This window comes from Dyadobacter chenwenxiniae (assembly GCF_022869785.1).
Taxonomy (GTDB): Bacteria; Bacteroidota; Bacteroidia; order Cytophagales; family Spirosomataceae; genus Dyadobacter; species Dyadobacter chenwenxiniae.
Window position 1 is genome coordinate 3,580,993 of sequence record NZ_CP094997.1, and the last position, 15,865, is coordinate 3,596,857.

At 44.4% G+C, this 15,865-nt stretch carries 19 protein-coding genes; 7 read left to right on the forward strand and 12 right to left on the reverse strand.

Annotated elements, in window-relative coordinates; genetic code table 11:
* Positions 1-37 precede the first annotated feature (37 nt).
* The 4 genes from MUK70_RS15230 to MUK70_RS15245 form a co-directional block, all read right to left on the reverse strand.
* Positions 38-484 carry a hypothetical protein gene (locus tag MUK70_RS15230; RefSeq protein ID WP_234606362.1) on the reverse strand — a complete coding sequence of 149 codons (447 nt, stop codon included), beginning with the start codon at positions 482-484 and terminating at the stop codon, positions 38-40.
* A 64-nt stretch (positions 485-548) separates the two neighbouring features.
* Complete coding sequence (locus MUK70_RS15235; RefSeq protein ID WP_234653455.1) at positions 549-1,025, reverse strand: hypothetical protein; 477 nt, start codon at positions 1,023-1,025, stop codon at positions 549-551.
* A gap of 34 nt (positions 1,026-1,059) precedes the next feature.
* Positions 1,060-1,797, reverse strand: coding sequence for a porin family protein (locus MUK70_RS15240; RefSeq protein ID WP_234653457.1), 738 nt, complete (start codon positions 1,795-1,797; stop codon positions 1,060-1,062).
* A gap of 207 nt (positions 1,798-2,004) precedes the next feature.
* Positions 2,005-2,202: a hypothetical protein gene (locus MUK70_RS15245; protein WP_234653459.1), complete on the reverse strand. Its 198-nt coding sequence runs from the start codon at positions 2,200-2,202 to the stop codon at positions 2,005-2,007.
* 164 nt (positions 2,203-2,366) lie between these two features.
* Between MUK70_RS15245 and MUK70_RS15250 the strand changes: the two genes are divergently transcribed.
* Both MUK70_RS15250 and MUK70_RS15255 read left to right on the forward strand, forming a co-directional pair.
* A complete protein-coding gene (locus MUK70_RS15250) occupies positions 2,367-2,933 on the forward strand; it encodes an RNA polymerase sigma factor (RefSeq protein WP_234653461.1) in 567 nt (188 codons plus the stop codon).
* Complete coding sequence (locus tag MUK70_RS15255) at positions 2,930-3,634, forward strand: hypothetical protein (RefSeq protein WP_234653463.1); 705 nt, start codon at positions 2,930-2,932, stop codon at positions 3,632-3,634. Before MUK70_RS15250 ends, MUK70_RS15255 begins: the two co-directional genes overlap by 4 nt.
* Here the strand turns inward: MUK70_RS15255 and MUK70_RS15260 are convergent.
* The 5 genes from MUK70_RS15260 to MUK70_RS15280 form a co-directional block, all read right to left on the reverse strand.
* Positions 3,611-6,241: a CHAT domain-containing protein gene (locus tag MUK70_RS15260; protein WP_234653465.1), complete on the reverse strand. Its 2,631-nt coding sequence runs from the start codon at positions 6,239-6,241 to the stop codon at positions 3,611-3,613. The genes MUK70_RS15255 and MUK70_RS15260 overlap by 24 nt on opposite strands.
* Before the next feature lie 393 nt (positions 6,242-6,634).
* Positions 6,635-6,769, reverse strand: a complete 135-nt coding sequence (locus MUK70_RS15265; protein WP_234653466.1) for a M61 family metallopeptidase — start codon at positions 6,767-6,769, stop codon at positions 6,635-6,637.
* A gap of 613 nt (positions 6,770-7,382) precedes the next feature.
* Positions 7,383-7,694, reverse strand: a complete 312-nt coding sequence (locus MUK70_RS15270; protein WP_234606352.1) for a GNAT family N-acetyltransferase — start codon at positions 7,692-7,694, stop codon at positions 7,383-7,385.
* Positions 7,694-7,927, reverse strand: coding sequence for a (4Fe-4S)-binding protein (locus tag MUK70_RS15275; RefSeq protein ID WP_234653468.1), 234 nt, complete (start codon positions 7,925-7,927; stop codon positions 7,694-7,696). The genes MUK70_RS15270 and MUK70_RS15275 overlap by 1 nt, the downstream gene beginning before the upstream one ends.
* 188 nt (positions 7,928-8,115) lie before the next feature.
* Complete coding sequence (locus MUK70_RS15280) at positions 8,116-8,700, reverse strand: Crp/Fnr family transcriptional regulator (protein ID WP_234653470.1); 585 nt, start codon at positions 8,698-8,700, stop codon at positions 8,116-8,118.
* A 301-nt stretch (positions 8,701-9,001) separates the two neighbouring features.
* Between MUK70_RS15280 and MUK70_RS15285 the strand changes: the two genes are divergently transcribed.
* The 3 genes from MUK70_RS15285 to MUK70_RS15295 all read left to right on the forward strand — a co-directional run bounded on the left by MUK70_RS15285 (position 9,002) and on the right by MUK70_RS15295 (position 11,480).
* The gene (locus MUK70_RS15285; RefSeq protein WP_234653471.1) at positions 9,002-9,655 is read left to right on the forward strand and encodes a hydrolase; all 654 of its coding nucleotides are present in this window, start codon (positions 9,002-9,004) and stop codon (positions 9,653-9,655) included.
* 132 nt (positions 9,656-9,787) lie between these two features.
* Positions 9,788-10,846, forward strand: coding sequence for an Atu2307/SP_0267 family LLM class monooxygenase (locus MUK70_RS15290; protein ID WP_234653473.1), 1,059 nt, complete (start codon positions 9,788-9,790; stop codon positions 10,844-10,846).
* Between the two features lie 88 nt (positions 10,847-10,934).
* Positions 10,935-11,480 (forward strand): YceI family protein, encoded by a 546-nt coding sequence (locus tag MUK70_RS15295; RefSeq protein ID WP_234653475.1) that lies wholly within the window; start codon positions 10,935-10,937, stop codon positions 11,478-11,480.
* Between the two features lie 103 nt (positions 11,481-11,583).
* Here the strand turns inward: MUK70_RS15295 and MUK70_RS15300 are convergent, their stop codons facing one another.
* Complete coding sequence (locus MUK70_RS15300; protein WP_234653477.1) at positions 11,584-12,450, reverse strand: SDR family oxidoreductase; 867 nt, start codon at positions 12,448-12,450, stop codon at positions 11,584-11,586.
* 77 nt (positions 12,451-12,527) lie between these two features.
* Positions 12,528-13,097, reverse strand: a complete 570-nt coding sequence (locus MUK70_RS15305) for a Crp/Fnr family transcriptional regulator (RefSeq protein WP_234653479.1) — start codon at positions 13,095-13,097, stop codon at positions 12,528-12,530.
* A gap of 323 nt (positions 13,098-13,420) precedes the next feature.
* Between MUK70_RS15305 and MUK70_RS15310 the strand changes: the two genes are divergently transcribed.
* Both MUK70_RS15310 and MUK70_RS15315 read left to right on the forward strand, forming a co-directional pair.
* Positions 13,421-13,726, forward strand: a complete 306-nt coding sequence (locus MUK70_RS15310; RefSeq protein WP_234653481.1) for an ArsR/SmtB family transcription factor — start codon at positions 13,421-13,423, stop codon at positions 13,724-13,726.
* A 48-nt stretch (positions 13,727-13,774) separates the two neighbouring features.
* The gene (locus MUK70_RS15315) at positions 13,775-14,743 is read left to right on the forward strand and encodes a zinc-dependent alcohol dehydrogenase family protein (RefSeq protein ID WP_234653483.1); all 969 of its coding nucleotides are present in this window, start codon (positions 13,775-13,777) and stop codon (positions 14,741-14,743) included.
* A gap of 325 nt (positions 14,744-15,068) precedes the next feature.
* Here MUK70_RS15315 and MUK70_RS15320 read toward each other — a convergent pair whose 3' ends face one another.
* Positions 15,069-15,821, reverse strand: coding sequence for a LytR/AlgR family response regulator transcription factor (locus MUK70_RS15320; RefSeq protein WP_234653485.1), 753 nt, complete (start codon positions 15,819-15,821; stop codon positions 15,069-15,071).
* Positions 15,822-15,865 lie beyond the last annotated feature (44 nt).

Consider the following 15,865-nt stretch of genomic DNA (forward strand, 5'->3'; position numbering starts at 1 on the left):
TGCGCTGATATTTTCCGATTTGCCCTGGAAATGCTTTTCACTTCGACTTTGAATTTCCGTTGATCATCACTTTGGTAATCGCTTCGGGCACTTTGGCAATCCGGAGCTGGATCAATCCATCTGTCGTGACATTGAATCTGTTCGGCCCGGCCTGTATTCTCTGGATGATCAGCCGTTTGGAAAAACCCGCCTGATGCATTTGAATGATCTGCTCGTTTTGAAGTACGTCTGCCGGTTTGCTGGCAGTGAGCATTACTTCCATAATTGCCTCAGGCACTTTGACACTTTCCAGGGCAAGCATACCGGGAACGGACATGTCAAATCTGGCCGTGCTCGCGTTAATTTTCTGAATAATCAAACTCTTGGACACCTTGGCCTGGTGCATAGCAACAATGTTATTATTGCTTAAAACCTCACCCTTTTGCGCGTATAAGTTCGTGATGGTCAGGAATAGGACCATCAATAGAAATGCATTTTTCATCATTTGGAAGCGGATGCCGAAATAGTAGTTACTAAGAATGGATAGCGAATTTGATAACCGCGACGTGCTAATTATACTTCACCCGAAAGCGCCCGTCTTTAATCGAAAGCTTTTTATTGCCGTAACCATCCTCGTCATACACGTCAAAATAGAATGTCCCTTCAACTACGTAGTTATCGGCATGCGTGATAGTACATTTTCCGTTGGTTGGTTTGCCTGCGTTGCTGTAATCTCCCGACGAATATTCAGTATACCGGCTGTCTGAAAACGTGGCGGAATTGATTTTCAATGTTTGGGATTTACCGCTCAATGCGTCTTCTGTTGAGAAAGCCAGGCCTTCAAAATCACTTAGAAATGCTCCTAATTGAAACTGAGGCACCCACGGTTTATTTTCAGCGAAATAATCCTCTTCGCCTTCGTATCTAAATTTCTCACCGTTGACATTCGCGTAAACATATACTTCCGGCATTTTGTCCGGGAGATTGTCTTTTTCACAACCTCCCAGGATCAACATGAGCATAGAAAAAAGCAGGTACTTTTTCATGATAAAGGATGGTTTACAATGGTTATCGCTGCTATTATTTGATCTGAAAGAAGTAAGCTACACGAATCCCAGCACTAAGATGGCGGGCGAAATAATCCGATTCTGCACTGGATCTGGGGATCCATTTTGTAACTGAAGGCTGAGCAAAAACAGATATTTCAAGCGGACGGTCAGCCAAATTAATTTCCTTTGCAATTCCGATATTAAAATTCAAATCAAAAGGCTTTACGGCGTCTGAATCAGGATCCGTGCCAATGTCAAGCTTTTCGGAATACGATTCTGATTCATCGCCTACGCTCATTTTGCTTTTTGCCTTTCCGCCTATTGCAAATCCGAAACCGGGACCAGCAATAATTTTAAACCCGGTGTCTCCCAGACGGTAGCTAAGCCAAATAGGTATTTCGAGATAGGTTATGGAAAAAGTGGCTTTCCCGCTCGCTTTTTGTCTGTCCCCATCTGCATCCGTATAATCCGCTTTTATTTTATACTTAAAGCCTCTGAGATTGAAAATTAATCCGGTCTGAAGGCTCAGCGATTCGTTAAATCCGTAGTCTACAAGTGCACCAGCCTGCAATCTTAACGAGGGCGGAAATGTACTTTTGGAGGATGTTTCAAAATCCTCGTCGTAGATGTCGGTAAGAAGATCCCTCATTTCGGTTGATACCATTGGAATGCTCACACTTGGTCCAAGCACTGGAGCGATCTTGATATCCTGAGCAAAAACGCTGCCGCAAATGGCCAGCAGAAAAATAGAAACGGCGAGTGTCTTCATAATAGGGGGCTTGTTTTAAGGTAAAATTTAAATTGGTTTACATTGAGCAGACTTTTATGCCCTTTTCCGATGAATGCACATCTGCTTGCAAGAAGTAAAGTGCTTTTTAAAGTTTTTTTCTTTCGTCACTGTAACGTATTACCATATACGCTTACCCTTTAATGTTTAGCTGCGACCTGATCAAACAGGCCGCAGCTGCATTGGCACTTAGGGCCCTCCGCCAGGGCCACTTGGCTTCACCGGCGGATCGTCGGCTACCAGGTTGTGGGAGGTGGAATCCGCTGCCGACTTGGTCAGCGGTTTAACGTCGGACTGCGATTCGCAGGATGCCAGCCAAAGCATTCCGACAACAGCAAGGCATACCCCTATGGAGCGACCATGCGCCAAAAGCACTGTCAGTTTCATTTCAGTCGATTGTTTAAGTGAGGAAAAAAACCGAGCAGGATTGGCGCCTTGATCCGCTCTTCCTCTATTCATCGAAGAGAGCCTGACTTTTTCACATCTTTTTTGTAATATTTTTTACCTTAACCGAACAATGGGGCATTAAGAAGTAAAATGTCCCTACACCTATGGCCAAACGCTACTCAGACCAGGAAGTAATTTCAATGCTGCAGTCGACTGACATTCGCATGCACAACGAAGCCCTAAAATTTCTTCACAAGGCCTATGAGCCGATGATTTTAAGGTATGTCACTTCCAACAGCGGCTCGCGGGAAGAGGCTGAGGAAATCCTGAATGATGTGGTGTTTACATTTTTCAAAAATGTCCGGTCGGAAAAGTTTGAGCATCAGGATGCAAAAATCAGCACGTACTTCTATGGTGTAGCGAAGCGCAAGTGGCTTACAGAATTGAAAAAACAGAAAACAAGGCCGAGGGCTGCCGAAGACATCGAAGCGGGGACGCAGGCAGATGAAGCGGATGATTCTCAGTTTACAAATTATGAGAATCAAGAGCTTGTGGAAAGGTTGCTCGAAAAGCTGGAACCTAACTGCCAGAAACTGATCAGGGCATTTATGGATGGCTGGTCTATGGAAGATATTGCGGTGATGGTTGGTTTCAGAAATGCTGCATCAGCCAAAGCGCAGAAATATCATTGTTTGAAGAGATTGGGAAAACTTATTAATCCGTCGCTATGAAACGCCCTGTTGGACAATTGGAAGAATGGGAATGGATAGAGAAGTATTGGTCGGGAAAGCTATCCCATGACGAGAAACTCTTTTTTGAAAAAGAAATGAAAGAAAACGAGGATTTTGCCAGGGAAGCCAAAAGCCTTCGCCCGGGCATACAATTGCTGGAAGAAGTAAGATTTGAGAAAAACGCCAGGCACATTTTAGAAAAACTACGGGATGAAGGCCGCTCCAGGAGAAAAGTAACGCGCATTTTCACATTGACGAGCAGCTTCGCGGCAGCGGCCTGCATCGCTTTTATCTTGTTCCTGGCATATTCTCCACTCAGGCTGCCTGCACAAGAAAACGACCTGAGCATTCTGCGTGATTTCAGGGCCAAATACAAGGCAGATTCTACCAATAACCTTTCACTTGCAAAAAAGCAGGCTTTCGACCTGTTTTTTGAAGGACAATCTTATCTTGCTGAGGGCGAATCCCAGCTGGCTCAACAGCGATTTGAAAAAGTATTAGGCTACTCCGACCTCAGGCCCTATTTCAAGGAGGCGGCACAATGGCACCTGGTAATTTGCTATCTCAAAAACAGCCAAACTGAGAAAGCAAACGAGACCTATCATGAACTGCAGGATTCCAAAGAATATTCCGTACCGGCGATCGAGCGCTGGAAAATCTGGTGGCACCTGAAAAGGTCACAATGGACCGGCGGCTCTTGAACGGCTGATTATCAGCAGAAGAAAAACAATGAAAAGTAATGCGACAACCCAGTAGTACCAGGGATTGTACGCAATTTCAGGAGGGTAAATCACAGCAGAATTCCCGATTAATGTAAAATTCGCCCAGTAATAGGGATGAGCCCATTTGAGCAGTCGGGAATCTGTAAAGAATTGTTGACGTGTTTTTAGCAGTGCAATGTCGGTGGGATATCCTTCGGTAAGGTACTGATGAAACAGTTTTGAAAATTCCGATGTGCTTTCACTCTGGGCTTTCCAGGAAGTGGTAAGTATAGTCTGGCAACCCGCTATCCTGAATGCCCTCGCGAGGCTCAACAGTCCTTCGGCTTTGTTAAAAGATCCTTCATGTCCTTCACAGGCACTAAGAATCACCATCCGGAGCTTTTCAAGCGGCATATTGACAATTTCGGTTGCGTAAAGCAGGCTATCGGGTGTGTCTGGATGAAGTGCAATAAAAGAATGCTCAGGAGACTTTACGTCCGCCATCGCGTGGGTAGCAAGCAGCAGGATGTCCGTTTGGCCGATCATTTTGTGAAGCGACGGTTTTGTCGCAGCCGAATCAATTAAAATCACCCCTTTCCAGGCTTTTACTTCTGAAAGAGAGCTGATTAATTTGGATGAATCTGGAACATTATCACCCGCGAAAGGTGCAAATCCAAGCACTTTTGGAGCGCCCTTGAATTGACGGTCAGCATCAAACGTAAGCTTGGCAGAGTAGCTGTAACTGATCGCGTAATTCCTGGCCAGGAAATGCTCCGGCTTATCTTTTGGTTCTAAAACCTCGAAGGGAAGGTAATGAAGCAGCCCGTCCCTGGTGATGATCAATCGCCTGATCGACTTTTCAGGCCGCAGAAAAGGTTTGATAAGAATATCATTAAGTGCTGCGGATTGGCTATGTCCTGAAAATGCAAACATCACCGGGTCGGCGACCAAAGCCTGCCGCAACTGCATGACCAGAGCAGGAAAATTTGCAGGTAACCGCATTCGTTTTACTTTGCTTTTGCCATTGTGGATGAAAATGCAGTAGAGCGACTCTCCGTCAATAAAGTAAGACAAATACGCAGTATTCTTTTCGAGCCGGTCGGCCACATCTGCCAAACTGAGCTCCTTGAAATCATATTTTAAGGCATAATATTGGCTGAATTCTCTTTCCAGACTGTCCAGGAAATTATAGGATTGAACGTCCACAGTGTTTAATAATGCGAGCAAGCTATCGGTGCTTTGTTTTGTCCGGCTGGCGGCAAGCTGTTTGTTGAGTTCGGTGTTCCGTTGTTTCAGCGTGCGTTCGACGGCTATTATTCTGGAAGGCACCTTTTTTACGACCCTGTATTTTTCGTGCAGAAGGTCCGAAATGACCATGCTACGGTTTCTTTCTGTCAGATCAAAAAGCAAACTTTTCCATTGATCGGATTTCGTTTTTGTATAGATTTCATAACAGAGCCGAACCGCCGTACTCGCACTTTTTGCAACGCGTTCAACATGAAAATGCTTTGACTCTTCCGGGATCATGTTTCTGCGAAGTCTGGCCGCCGCTTCCAGGCTTTCTTCGTATGCCAAAACCGCTTCTGCAAGTTGTTTTACAGAATTAGTTTTTTTCCATTTGTCCTGTTTCACTTCGGCAGAAATAAGCAAAGCTTCATACAGCGTTTTTTCACTTACGACAGCGGGAAAGGCAGTTTTCTTTTTTGCTACCGGATATCTCGAAGCATTGATCGCCTCATCCGCGTAGTGAAGCGCGGAGTCCAGGCTTTGCCTTTGGCGGGCAATATGGGCCAGCCCTATCCAGCTGAATGCAATGAATTCGCCCTGTAATCGCCCTGATCTTTTGTGCAGTTCTATACAAGTCCTGTATGATTTCTCAGCCGCATTAAAATCCTTTGCTGCTCGAAAACATTCAGCAAGGTAATTCGATGACTGGATTTCGAAATCAATGTCCTGTTGCGCCGGGTCTCCTCTTTTTATCCGGTTATAATCCTTCTGCCCGGTTCGGATATGTGTAATCCCTTCCGATAAACGCCCCTCCGCCCTGAGATTGTTACCCAGAATGATTTCACCCCAGCACTTATCGGTAGAGCCGGACCGGTAACCCGCCAATGCTTTTCTGTAGTAATGATCGGCTTCCCGGAAATTTTTTTGCCTGAAATAGCTATTGCCCAGATAATTATAAGCGATGGATTCGAGCCGGATGTTTTTGACTGCTTTAGACAAAACCAGTGCTTCCCGCAGATATTTGGTAGACCTGCCAAAATCACCTGTCCAACCGTAAAAAAGGCCCTGATTCAGGTAATGTCCGCAAACATCTGCGGGTATCTTTTTCGCAATCAGAGGTTGCTGTTTCAGCCAGTCATTTGCTTTGGTAAACCAAAAGGTGGCGGAATCGCTCATAGGCAGCCGACTGTAAGAAGCCGAGAGCAGCGAAAACTGATTGAACTTTAATGTATCGTTGTTGACTTTAAACTGTTCGATGACCCGCAACCCGGCGAGCGCCTGAGCTATTCCGGGCAGGTAGTTACCTCTATCGTAAAATACTTTCCCAAGCGTGAGGTAGTAAGTTGAAGCTTTTTCAAACTCCTTCTCCCGGACAGCCATTTCGCACGCTTTTCGCCCGTAGCGTTCTGCTTGCCTTAATTCCTGTTGTGTTGTCGCTTTTTTGAACAGGCTTTCATGGGAGTCGATTGTTCCGGCTTTTCCCTGCGAAAGAAAACACAATATACCCCCACAAAAAATAAGAACTGAAATGCATGCAGAGGGGCGGAGCATATAGAGATATTCCGAAACTGTTAGATCAAATAGGGAATGTGAATATAACAGCAATTAGGGTATCGCTCTGCCTATTTTTCTAAAAAGGCTAAACAATTTTTTCTCACTCATTTTGTAGTATTACGATCTGAAATGTGCTAAGCCGAGTCGCAAGATTTGTATCCTGTTCAATACAGTTTGCTGCATAAGGTGTTCCCATCCGTCGGACACCGGGTAACTTATTTAAGCAGCGTTTTTCAGGTCCGCAACTTTCCAAGTGTTCACATCCAGCTTTTTGACCTCAATTGGTTCTGCTTTTTCATTCACTGCTTTAAAATCGGATATATATTGACCGAAATCCATAGCGTTATTTTTCATGTATTTGCTTTCAATAGTGGTTATTGGCAAAGCCACCCCAGGGCTGAATTTTTCCCTCCCCGAAGGACCCAAACTGATAACTCGTCTCTAAGTTGTACAAAAAGCCGCTGCCCGAATTCCAGAACCGCGCGCCTACGGTATGTCGCAATTCATCAGCAATTCCCTCGTCAAACCTGGCACCAGTCCGGCTGATCCCGAGATAAGACAGATCGATATTGATCTTTTTAGCTGCAAACCAGGTGCTGTATACTCCCTATAAACCCGCCATACGGCTCACCCGATTGTCAAAGACACCGGTTTTTATCCCGCCGTTGGCCATGACAAAGCCGTCTACGCTTAGCTTAGCAGAACTGTAAGCAACCTTAGCACCGTCAAAATAGAGCCGGAGATATAGGGCCTTCCTGTACATCGATGAGGCGGCCGCTGCCATATTGCAGGGCCCGATCACCTAAATGCAGATCGGCGTGTAGCTGATACCGTTGCAAGAGAAAAACCTGCATGCAAACCTCCCTTCCTCCTCAGTCCTCATCAAAGCGCAGCAGCCTGAAATTTTGGGCCTGGGAGAATTTTGCTAAGATTAACAGACCTGCCAGCAGTATTATGTTTAGTTTCATCAACCTTGCATTCCATGCCAGTCCTTGCTCCACACATCTTCATATTCCGCGGGATGTCGGTGGAACTGCGCGTTCACGTAGGGGCAAAGCGGAATGATCTTCAGATCTTTTTCTCTGGCGTAGCCGACCAGCTCGGCCAGCAGCAGTTTTGCAAAACCCCGGCCCTCGAACTCCGGGTCAACCTCGGTATGAAATACCGCCAGCCTACCTCCCGTCATGGCCAGACTCATTTTACCGATCTGTTCCTCATCCGCAAAGAGCTGGACCTCACCATGGACATGCCCTGTAAAAACAACTTTTGTACTTTCCATTATTCAAGTTTATTGCTCATTTTCGATTCTTCTTTGACACTTAATGCACCTGAGGGACATTTGGCGATCTGTTCGATTAATTCATCGCCGGTCGCATTCTCTGGTCTGATCCAGGGACGCGCCTTCGGGTCATAAACATTAGGAAGCGTCCGAACGCAAATGGCCGAGTGGATGCATAGTTTGGGTTTCCAGAGGAGGGTTACCTCCCCGTTCGCATATTCGTGGATTTCCATATCTTTCTGATTTTTTGCCGCCATGTAAGACGGATTTCCATGAGGATACGGATTCCGTGCAGTGCATGACGATCGTTAAAGCTGCCATACAAATGTCGGCAACCAGATGCCGCAGGACGATGATGTTTGTAGGAAAATGAAGTAGATAAATGTCTACTTATTTAATTGAGACAAAAAACAACACTGTATTATTTCAAATTGTGCTGGCGTTTAACACGGCTTAGCGTATCCTTATTGACACCGAGATAAGAAGCGATAACATGCTGAGGGAAACGATTGACAAGCTCGGGATAGCATTCAACAAATTCCACATATCGCTTTTCTGCAGTTGAACTGATCGCAGATGTGATGCGGCGGTGGTTGGCCATTTGGTTTCGTTCGTCAAGCATGTTCTTCATCTGATGAAAGGCCGGAACTTTTTTCTGCAACTCGTTAGCATTATCCAAAGTCATATAGAGCAGGTCGCATGGCTCCAGAGCATCAATATTGTAACGGCTTGGCGTAAGATTTACAAAACTTTCACGGTCGCCCATCCACCAATCCTCGATCCCAAGCCTCACAATATGCTCTATGCCCTTATCATCTACAAAATACATCCGCATCGCGCCTTTTACGATAAATGCATACTTCCTACAAATGTCCCCGGCCTGTAATGAATATTGTCTTTTCCTTAATCTGAATGGCGTTACGTTCAGCCTTATCAATGCCTTTTCGTCGTCTGTAAGTGGTTCGGAGCTAAATTTCTTCAGATATTCAAAATAAGCGTCGTACATATAAGCCTTTGTATCTCTCTAAAATATTTTTGACCGTCATACAAATATAAGATTAATGGAGCATTCCTCCGAGCGCAGGCCCTGCGTGTCTGTTAATTGTCTGATAGACTGCTTTTTATAAATTATATGCTTTTACCCACTGGGGTATCTGTTAAAATTTCATAGACAATTATCTACGTGATTTTGCTTCAAATGTCATCGTTCCGACTTGTCTGGTTCATGAACTTTGCATCCACAAAAACAAACCTTCCGTACCCGCATCACAGTCTCAACTGTTCATTAACCATACAATAATTAAAAAATGTCAATCAATCAAAAAAAAGGCCTTGATGCCCTGTTGCGTCCCGAGGACAGTATTGTTGTGCTGATCGATCACCAGCCATTCCAGTTTACTAACCTGAACAGCCACGAGCCGACGATGATCATTAACAATGTTGCAGGCCTTTCAAAAGCCGCAAAGATTTTTAATGTGCCCACCATTCTGACCACGGTGCTCGAGGAACGCGGCGGTTTGATCATCAAACAGATCCAGGATGTATTTCCGGAGCAAAAACCGATCAACCGTACATGGATCAATACCTGGGAAGACCCCGATGTGACCGATGTTGTGGCAAAAAGCGGCCGCAAGCAGCTGATCATTGCCGGATTATGGACAGAGATATGCGTAGCTATGCCTGCCATCCAGGCAGCAGCGGAGGGCTATGATGTATTTGTTGTAACCGATGCCTGTGGGTCGTCATCGCTGGAAGGGCACGAAATGGCTGTGCGACGTATGGTACAGCATGGTATTACGCCAATTAACTGGTTTGCAGTCTTATCTGAATGGCAGCGTGATTGGGCGCGGCTTGATACAGCTACCCAGTTATCCGGCTTGATGATCGAGCATTGCGGAGCAACCGGCGTAGCTTATGCATGGGAACAGCAATTGTTAAATACCCCTGTACCGGCACAATAACAAACACCACCGGCAAGGCGACATTCCGATCATTTCAGGATGTCGCCTTTATGCTCGCCAATACCTTGTCCTGACAGCGGTTCAGTAACCGGATACTGATATCATTCAATACAAACTCAAAAACGGAAGAATATGGAAATAGGCATAGATAGTTTCGCATCGGCCATGTATGGAAGTAATGAACTGAACAGCGTCGACGCAATGGAGCAACTGCTGGACAGGATCGTGGCGGCAGACGAGGCTGGACTCGATGTTTTCGGGATCGGAGAACATCATAAAAAAGAATTTCTGGATTCGGTTCCGGCGGTGATATTGGCAGCTGCCGCCGCCCGTACCAAAAGGATCAGGCTGATGAGTGCAGTGACCGTGTTAAGTACATCCGACCCGGTTCGGGTGTTTCAGCAATTCGCTACACTGGATATTATTTCCAAAGGACGTGCGGAGATCATCGCCGGCCGGGGTTCTGCCACCGAGGCATTTCCGTTGTTCGGTTATAACCTTAATGATTATGACGCTTTGTTCAAAGAAAAGCTAAAACTGTTGCTACAAATCAGGGACGAGGAGTTCGTGACGTGGTCGGGTAAGTTCAGACCTGCATTGCATAATCAGCCGGTCTATCCCCGCCCTGTACAGAAGAAATTACCAGTTTGGGTAGGCGTAGGCGGTACGGCGCAATCATTTGTGCGTGCCGGTACGCTGGGGCTTCCGCTAATGGTGGCCGTCATAGGCGGACAGACAGAAAGTTTCAGGCCGCTGGTAGATCTCTACAGAAAGTCTGGAAAAGAAGCTGGTTTCAAGCCGGAGGATTTGAAAGTTGGACTGCACTCACCGGGATATGTAGGCGATACTGATCAGTCGGCGATCGCGGATTATGCTCCCGGGTACATAGAGTCATGGTCCAAAATAGGCCGGGAACGCGGCTGGCCGCCGGTTACCAAATCGCAATTCGATGCGGGTGCCTCGGCAAAAGGTGTCCTGGTAGTCGGCGGACCGGAAACGGTGGCCGAAAAGCTGAAAAGGCATAGTGAAGCACTCGGCGGTATCGACCTGTTCACATTCCAAATGGACATCGCGGGCCTGACACATGAGCAGTTAATGCGGTCTATCGAGTTGATCGGCAGCAAAGTGATTCCGCTGGTCAATCAGAACGTCGAAAGCCAGTCTCCCCCCAAATGTCTACCTAAACTTTAATCCCTCAACGTCAATATAGCATGAAAAAGAAAGCAGTTTCCCAATCTAACAGCATCCAAAATCAGTCATAGAATTTAAATAAATACAAATGGAAACATTAAATAAAACAAGATGGGTGATTGATCGGAGCCACAGCGAAGTAGGCTTTAAACTCAAACATCTTATGGTATCGACTGTACGAGGCGTCTTCAAAGAATATGATGCTAGTATCTACACAACAAATGAAGATTTTTTAACTGCTGAGGTTGATTTTTGGATCAATCCTGCCTCAATAGATACAGGCAATGCACAAAGGGATGACCACCTGAGGAATTCCGATTTCTTTGACACTGATCACTTTAAGGAAATTAATTTTACTGGAAACACCTATGAAGCGGCTGATAAGAGCAACAAGTATAACATTTATGGTGCGCTTACAATCAAAGGTGTCAGCAAGCAAGTGAAACTAACGGTTGAGTTTGGAGGCATCATTAAAGATCCTTGGGGCAAGGAAAAAGCGATCTTTTCGGTAACGGGTACGATTAGTCGTAAAGATTGGGGATTAAACTGGAATATGCCTTTGGAAACCGGAGGGTTATTGGTAAGTGACGATATATCTATCCATGTTGAATTGCAGTTGGTGAAGCAATCTTAGCATGTACTAGTTACTTCCAAGTTAAAGAAGTATGGTTTATTATTACAGCAAATCAGCCCGGGAATAAGTGATCCCCCGGGCTGATTTGAACAACCATGAAAGTTTATGCTAAAAGGCCTTCCATCCCAAATGCTGTCAAAGCTTTTGAATATTCAACACTGACAGCGTCGTTGGCTTTTTTTATAAATTCCCCTGTCGTGGGATCGACAACTGTTCTTAATGGTCTTTCTCCATTTGGCAAATTGATCAGATCCACTACTGCATCTGCCACATCCTGAGGATTGGGCGTAAAAGTTTCAAATAGTTGGCCAATGGCGGCTACCATTTTATTCGGATAAACGGCTAACAATTCTTCGTATCCATTAGTGGTTTCCACATCCGAAGCAAGTCTGGCTTTTTGGCTCATCTCGGTAGGAAATGCGCCCGGTTCTATAATTGCCACATCAATTCCCAACGGCCTTACTTCATAATGCAAACCTTCGCTCAATCCCTCCAAACCAAATTTTGAAGCACCATAAACTACCGAAAAAGGAAAGCTAACCCTCCCGAAACCACTTGTGATATTAATGATCAGTCCTTCTGATTTTTTGCGCATGAATGGCAATGCCAGTTTTATTAATCTAAAAGGTGCAATTACGTTCACGTCAAACATTTCCTGCACATCCTTCACCGAATAACTTTCTGCCACGCCCATCATTCCAATACCGGCATTATTCACCACTACATCAATGGTTCCTTCTTTGGTGATGATGGTGTCAATAGCAGTTTTCACGCTGGTTTCGTCTGTTAGGGTTACATCTAACACGGTGATATTTTCCACTTGTGACAGTGCTTTTGCTTTATCAGCATTCTTTCCGTTGGTATCTCTCATGGTGGCGTAAACTTTATGCCCCAAAGCGGCTAAACTATTGGCAGTAAGCCATCCAAAACCACTATTTGTTCCTGTAATTAAAACGATCTTTTTGCTCATTTCTATTTAATTTAAATCATGAGACAAAGGTCAGAATCTAAAAAAGGAAAGCATTTAACAAATGGTAAAAACGGATTTTAACGGATGTTTTTTCTTATTCTACTTAAAGACTGCTGTGTAATTCCTATATAAGAAGCGATATGAGAAAGCGGGATACGAGTGACAAGGCCAGGAAAATGTTCGATAAATGATAAATATCGGGTGGTTGCATCCTCTGAAACCAGGGGGCTCCTCCTTTCTATCGTTTTCAACAAACAATTTTTTAATATCAGACCTGTAATAGCGTCCCAGCCAACAATAGTATTTCCAATCTCGTCCCAATCTTTCTTTGAAAAAACAAGCAATTTACAATCGGTAACTGCCTGTATATACTCGGAAGCCACTACTTGTGCCTCAAATCTTTGTTGGTCCGAAACAAAATTATTCTCGTCAATGAAGTATTGCGTGATTTCTTCACCTTTGTTATTATAATAGCAAAAACGAACGACCCCTTCGAGAAGAAATCCAACCTGCCTTGGGATCTTTCCGGCTTCTGAAAAATAGTCCTCCTTATGAAGTTCCAGCGTCTTTGCTTTGCCAACAATGAAATCTGTTTGCTGCTTATTCAGATTTCCAAACTGTAATATATAATTAATGAATTCTTCCATACATTAAATTTCGACTTGGTTGGGGACAGTTCATTTACCATTTGGTAAAAAAATTTTGATTTTTACTTCACAGGAAATGATCCGTACGAAACAACGAACATCGAGCATGTTGATTTTACGTCCACTTCCCCTGTGGAAATTAATTAGATTATTTTTTGACCTGATTGCATTCCCTGTAAGAGAAATATGCCTGTCCTAAATTTGCCGGACAAATCTGGAATATACACGCTAGTCAAACGCAAATCGCCGACCCGAAAACGATTATACTAAAAAAAAAAGCAAAAAGACTTGTAGGCGTTTAGGTAATTTTCTAAATTTGTATCATGGTTCTATTAGAAGTCATTAAGGCATTATCAAATCAGACCCGGCTAAACATTCTAGAATGGTTAAAAGAGCCTTTTACGCACTTTCCTGCCGAAGAGCTAGCCGACTATTCGCCAGAGTTAGGCGTATGTGTTTCTGATATTGCAAAAAAAGCAGGGATGTCTGTCCCTACCGTTTCTGTTTATTTAAAAGCAATGTCGACCGCCAGTATTTTAACCGCCACAAGAAAGGATCAGTGGACATATTACAAGAGGAATGAACAATCAATCCAAAATTTGGCGAAGCACATAAAAGAGAATTTATAATTTTTTTGACAAGAAACTTAGATATTTACCTAATTAACTAAAAGCAAAATGAAAGCAGCAATCTTAAAGGAGTTCGGCCCTGCCGAAAATTTCGAAATTGTAGACGTGCCGATGCCAAAACCAGGTTTCAGAGAAGTTTTGGTCAAAGTGTTTGCAACATCTGTGAACCCTTTGGACTACCAGGTCCGCCGTGGAGATTATAAAAATGAATTGTCCTTACCTGTCATAACAGGTCACGATGTCTCCGGTGAAATTGTAGAAGTCGGTCAGGGTGTAGAAAATTTCAAGATCGGTGACCAGGTATATTATACCCCTGAGATCTTTAAGGGCCAGGGAAGCTATGCGCAGTATCACTGCGCCCATGAGTCTATCATTGCATTAAAACCAAAAAACCTAAGCCATCTCGAAGCTGCAACGCTTCCCTTAGCAGCGGGCACGGCTTGGGAAATGCTGGTTACCAGGGCACAGCTAAAGATCAATCAATCCATCTTGATCCATGGTGGTGCCGGTGGCGTAGGAATACCGACCATTCAGATTGCCAAGGCAATGGGAGCGATCGTTTTCACCACAGCTAGGAAAGTCCACCACCGATTTCTGCTTGAATTAGGAGCTGATCATGTGATCGACTATGAAAATGAAAACTACATCGACGCTATTCAGCAACTTACTGGTGGTAAGGGGGTTGATGTCATTATTGACACCCTTGGAGGTAATACACTTTCTGATAGCGGGCTGATCCTTAGCCAGATGGGGCAGGTAGTTACAGTGGTCGACATTGAAAAACCTCAAAACCTGATTCACGCCTGGGGGAAAAATGCGACCTATCATTTTGTCTTTACCCGCCAAAACCGAAATAAATTGGATGAAATAACGAAACTGGTAGAAACCAACAAGTTAAAACCTGTTCTTAACAAGGTCTTTTCGTTGTCGGAGATGAGTAAAGCGCATAGTTTGCTGGAAAACAAAACCGGAGATAAAAACTTCTACGGCAAGATCGGAATCGAGATCGACAAATAAATGACTCGATTTCAATCGGATGCTACTTGCGAGATATGGGATAGCTTCAAGAGTATCTCGCAAGACATGTATGTACTATAGTATAAACAAGCTTCGATAAGCTCATCGAACAAAAATCACATTGCCTTTTTTAGCTTGTTCAAAATTCAGCAGGCTTTACGGTTACTTTTTAATATGACAGAATATGGATGTCAGCTTCCTTAATGCCAAACCCATGTTACTTCTATTGATTGTCTACATCAATGTGAAGGAACGGACCGCTTTCTTGTTTAGTTTGCTGCTATTTTGTTGAGTCTGTTGTTATCTGGAAAGGTTGGTACATTCACTAGAACTTGGCGAACATGTCCATGAACTCCTGACGGCGCGAGCGTGAAATACCGATAGCCATATCGTTATCCATTACGACGTAGCCGCCGTCCCCGCGCACAAACTTCTTGATCCGGTTCAGGTTAATCAGATAAGAATTATGTACCCTGAAAAAGTCAGGGCCGTTTAGTGCTTCATCGATATCCTTGAGCACCTTTGAAACCACAATTTTTTTCCCGCCTGACAGGACCACCGTGGTGTAATTGCTTTCCGCTTCGCAATAGATGATATCCTGTGTAGTGGCAAAAATCAGCCCCTCCGCCGTCGTAAGGGCAATGCGCATCGGGGTCGGTTTCATTTGCCTTACGCTCTGGAAAAGCAGCTCAATCTGTTCTTTGGAGGGAACTGTTTTCTTGTTTTCCATCCGCCTGACCGTTTCTTTCAGATCGTCGGGGTCGACCGGTTTTAATAAATAGTTCAATGCGCTGTACTTGAATGCTTTAATAGCAAACTTGTCATACGCTGTGGTAAAAACCACATCAAAGAAAAGTTTATCGAATTGTTCGAGCATATCAAAACCGTTCATCCTGGGCATCTCAATATCCAGAAAAACCACATCGGGCCGGTGCGCGTGGATTGCCGCAATACCTTTCTCTGCCGAATTGCACATGGCAGAAATGGAGACGGTGGGTGCGTACATTTTCAAAAGCCACTCCATCATTTCGAGGCAATTGTTTTCATCGTCAATAATGACACATTTTATAGTTTCCATATTTCAGGCAGCTGATATTAAAGTTTGATACTCCATTTATTACC

Coding starts and splice junctions, on each gene's coding strand:
- MUK70_RS15320 (WP_234653485.1), bottom strand. CDS start 15,821: ATGGAAACTATAAAATGTGTCATTATTGACGATGAAAACAATTGCCTC.
- MUK70_RS15300 (WP_234653477.1), bottom strand. CDS start 12,450: ATGAGCAAAAAGATCGTTTTAATTACAGGAACAAATAGTGGTTTTGGA.
- MUK70_RS15290 (WP_234653473.1), top strand. CDS start 9,788: ATGGAAATAGGCATAGATAGTTTCGCATCGGCCATGTATGGAAGTAAT.
- MUK70_RS15260 (WP_234653465.1), bottom strand. CDS start 6,241: ATGGCTGTCCGGGAGAAGGAGTTTGAAAAAGCTTCAACTTACTACCTC.
- MUK70_RS15230 (WP_234606362.1), bottom strand. CDS start 484: ATGATGAAAAATGCATTTCTATTGATGGTCCTATTCCTGACCATCACG.
- MUK70_RS15265 (WP_234653466.1), bottom strand. CDS start 6,769: ATGAAAAATAACGCTATGGATTTCGGTCAATATATATCCGATTTTAAA.
- MUK70_RS15295 (WP_234653475.1), top strand. CDS start 10,935: ATGGAAACATTAAATAAAACAAGATGGGTGATTGATCGGAGCCACAGC.
- MUK70_RS15310 (WP_234653481.1), top strand. CDS start 13,421: ATGGTTCTATTAGAAGTCATTAAGGCATTATCAAATCAGACCCGGCTA.
- MUK70_RS15235 (WP_234653455.1), bottom strand. CDS start 1,025: ATGAAAAAGTACCTGCTTTTTTCTATGCTCATGTTGATCCTGGGAGGT.
- MUK70_RS15240 (WP_234653457.1), bottom strand. CDS start 1,797: ATGAAGACACTCGCCGTTTCTATTTTTCTGCTGGCCATTTGCGGCAGC.
- MUK70_RS15275 (WP_234653468.1), bottom strand. CDS start 7,927: ATGGAAATCCACGAATATGCGAACGGGGAGGTAACCCTCCTCTGGAAA.
- MUK70_RS15285 (WP_234653471.1), top strand. CDS start 9,002: ATGTCAATCAATCAAAAAAAAGGCCTTGATGCCCTGTTGCGTCCCGAG.
- MUK70_RS15270 (WP_234606352.1), bottom strand. CDS start 7,694: ATGGAAAGTACAAAAGTTGTTTTTACAGGGCATGTCCATGGTGAGGTC.
- MUK70_RS15245 (WP_234653459.1), bottom strand. CDS start 2,202: ATGAAACTGACAGTGCTTTTGGCGCATGGTCGCTCCATAGGGGTATGC.
- MUK70_RS15280 (WP_234653470.1), bottom strand. CDS start 8,700: ATGTACGACGCTTATTTTGAATATCTGAAGAAATTTAGCTCCGAACCA.
- MUK70_RS15315 (WP_234653483.1), top strand. CDS start 13,775: ATGAAAGCAGCAATCTTAAAGGAGTTCGGCCCTGCCGAAAATTTCGAA.
- MUK70_RS15250 (WP_234653461.1), top strand. CDS start 2,367: ATGGCCAAACGCTACTCAGACCAGGAAGTAATTTCAATGCTGCAGTCG.
- MUK70_RS15305 (WP_234653479.1), bottom strand. CDS start 13,097: ATGGAAGAATTCATTAATTATATATTACAGTTTGGAAATCTGAATAAG.
- MUK70_RS15255 (WP_234653463.1), top strand. CDS start 2,930: ATGAAACGCCCTGTTGGACAATTGGAAGAATGGGAATGGATAGAGAAG.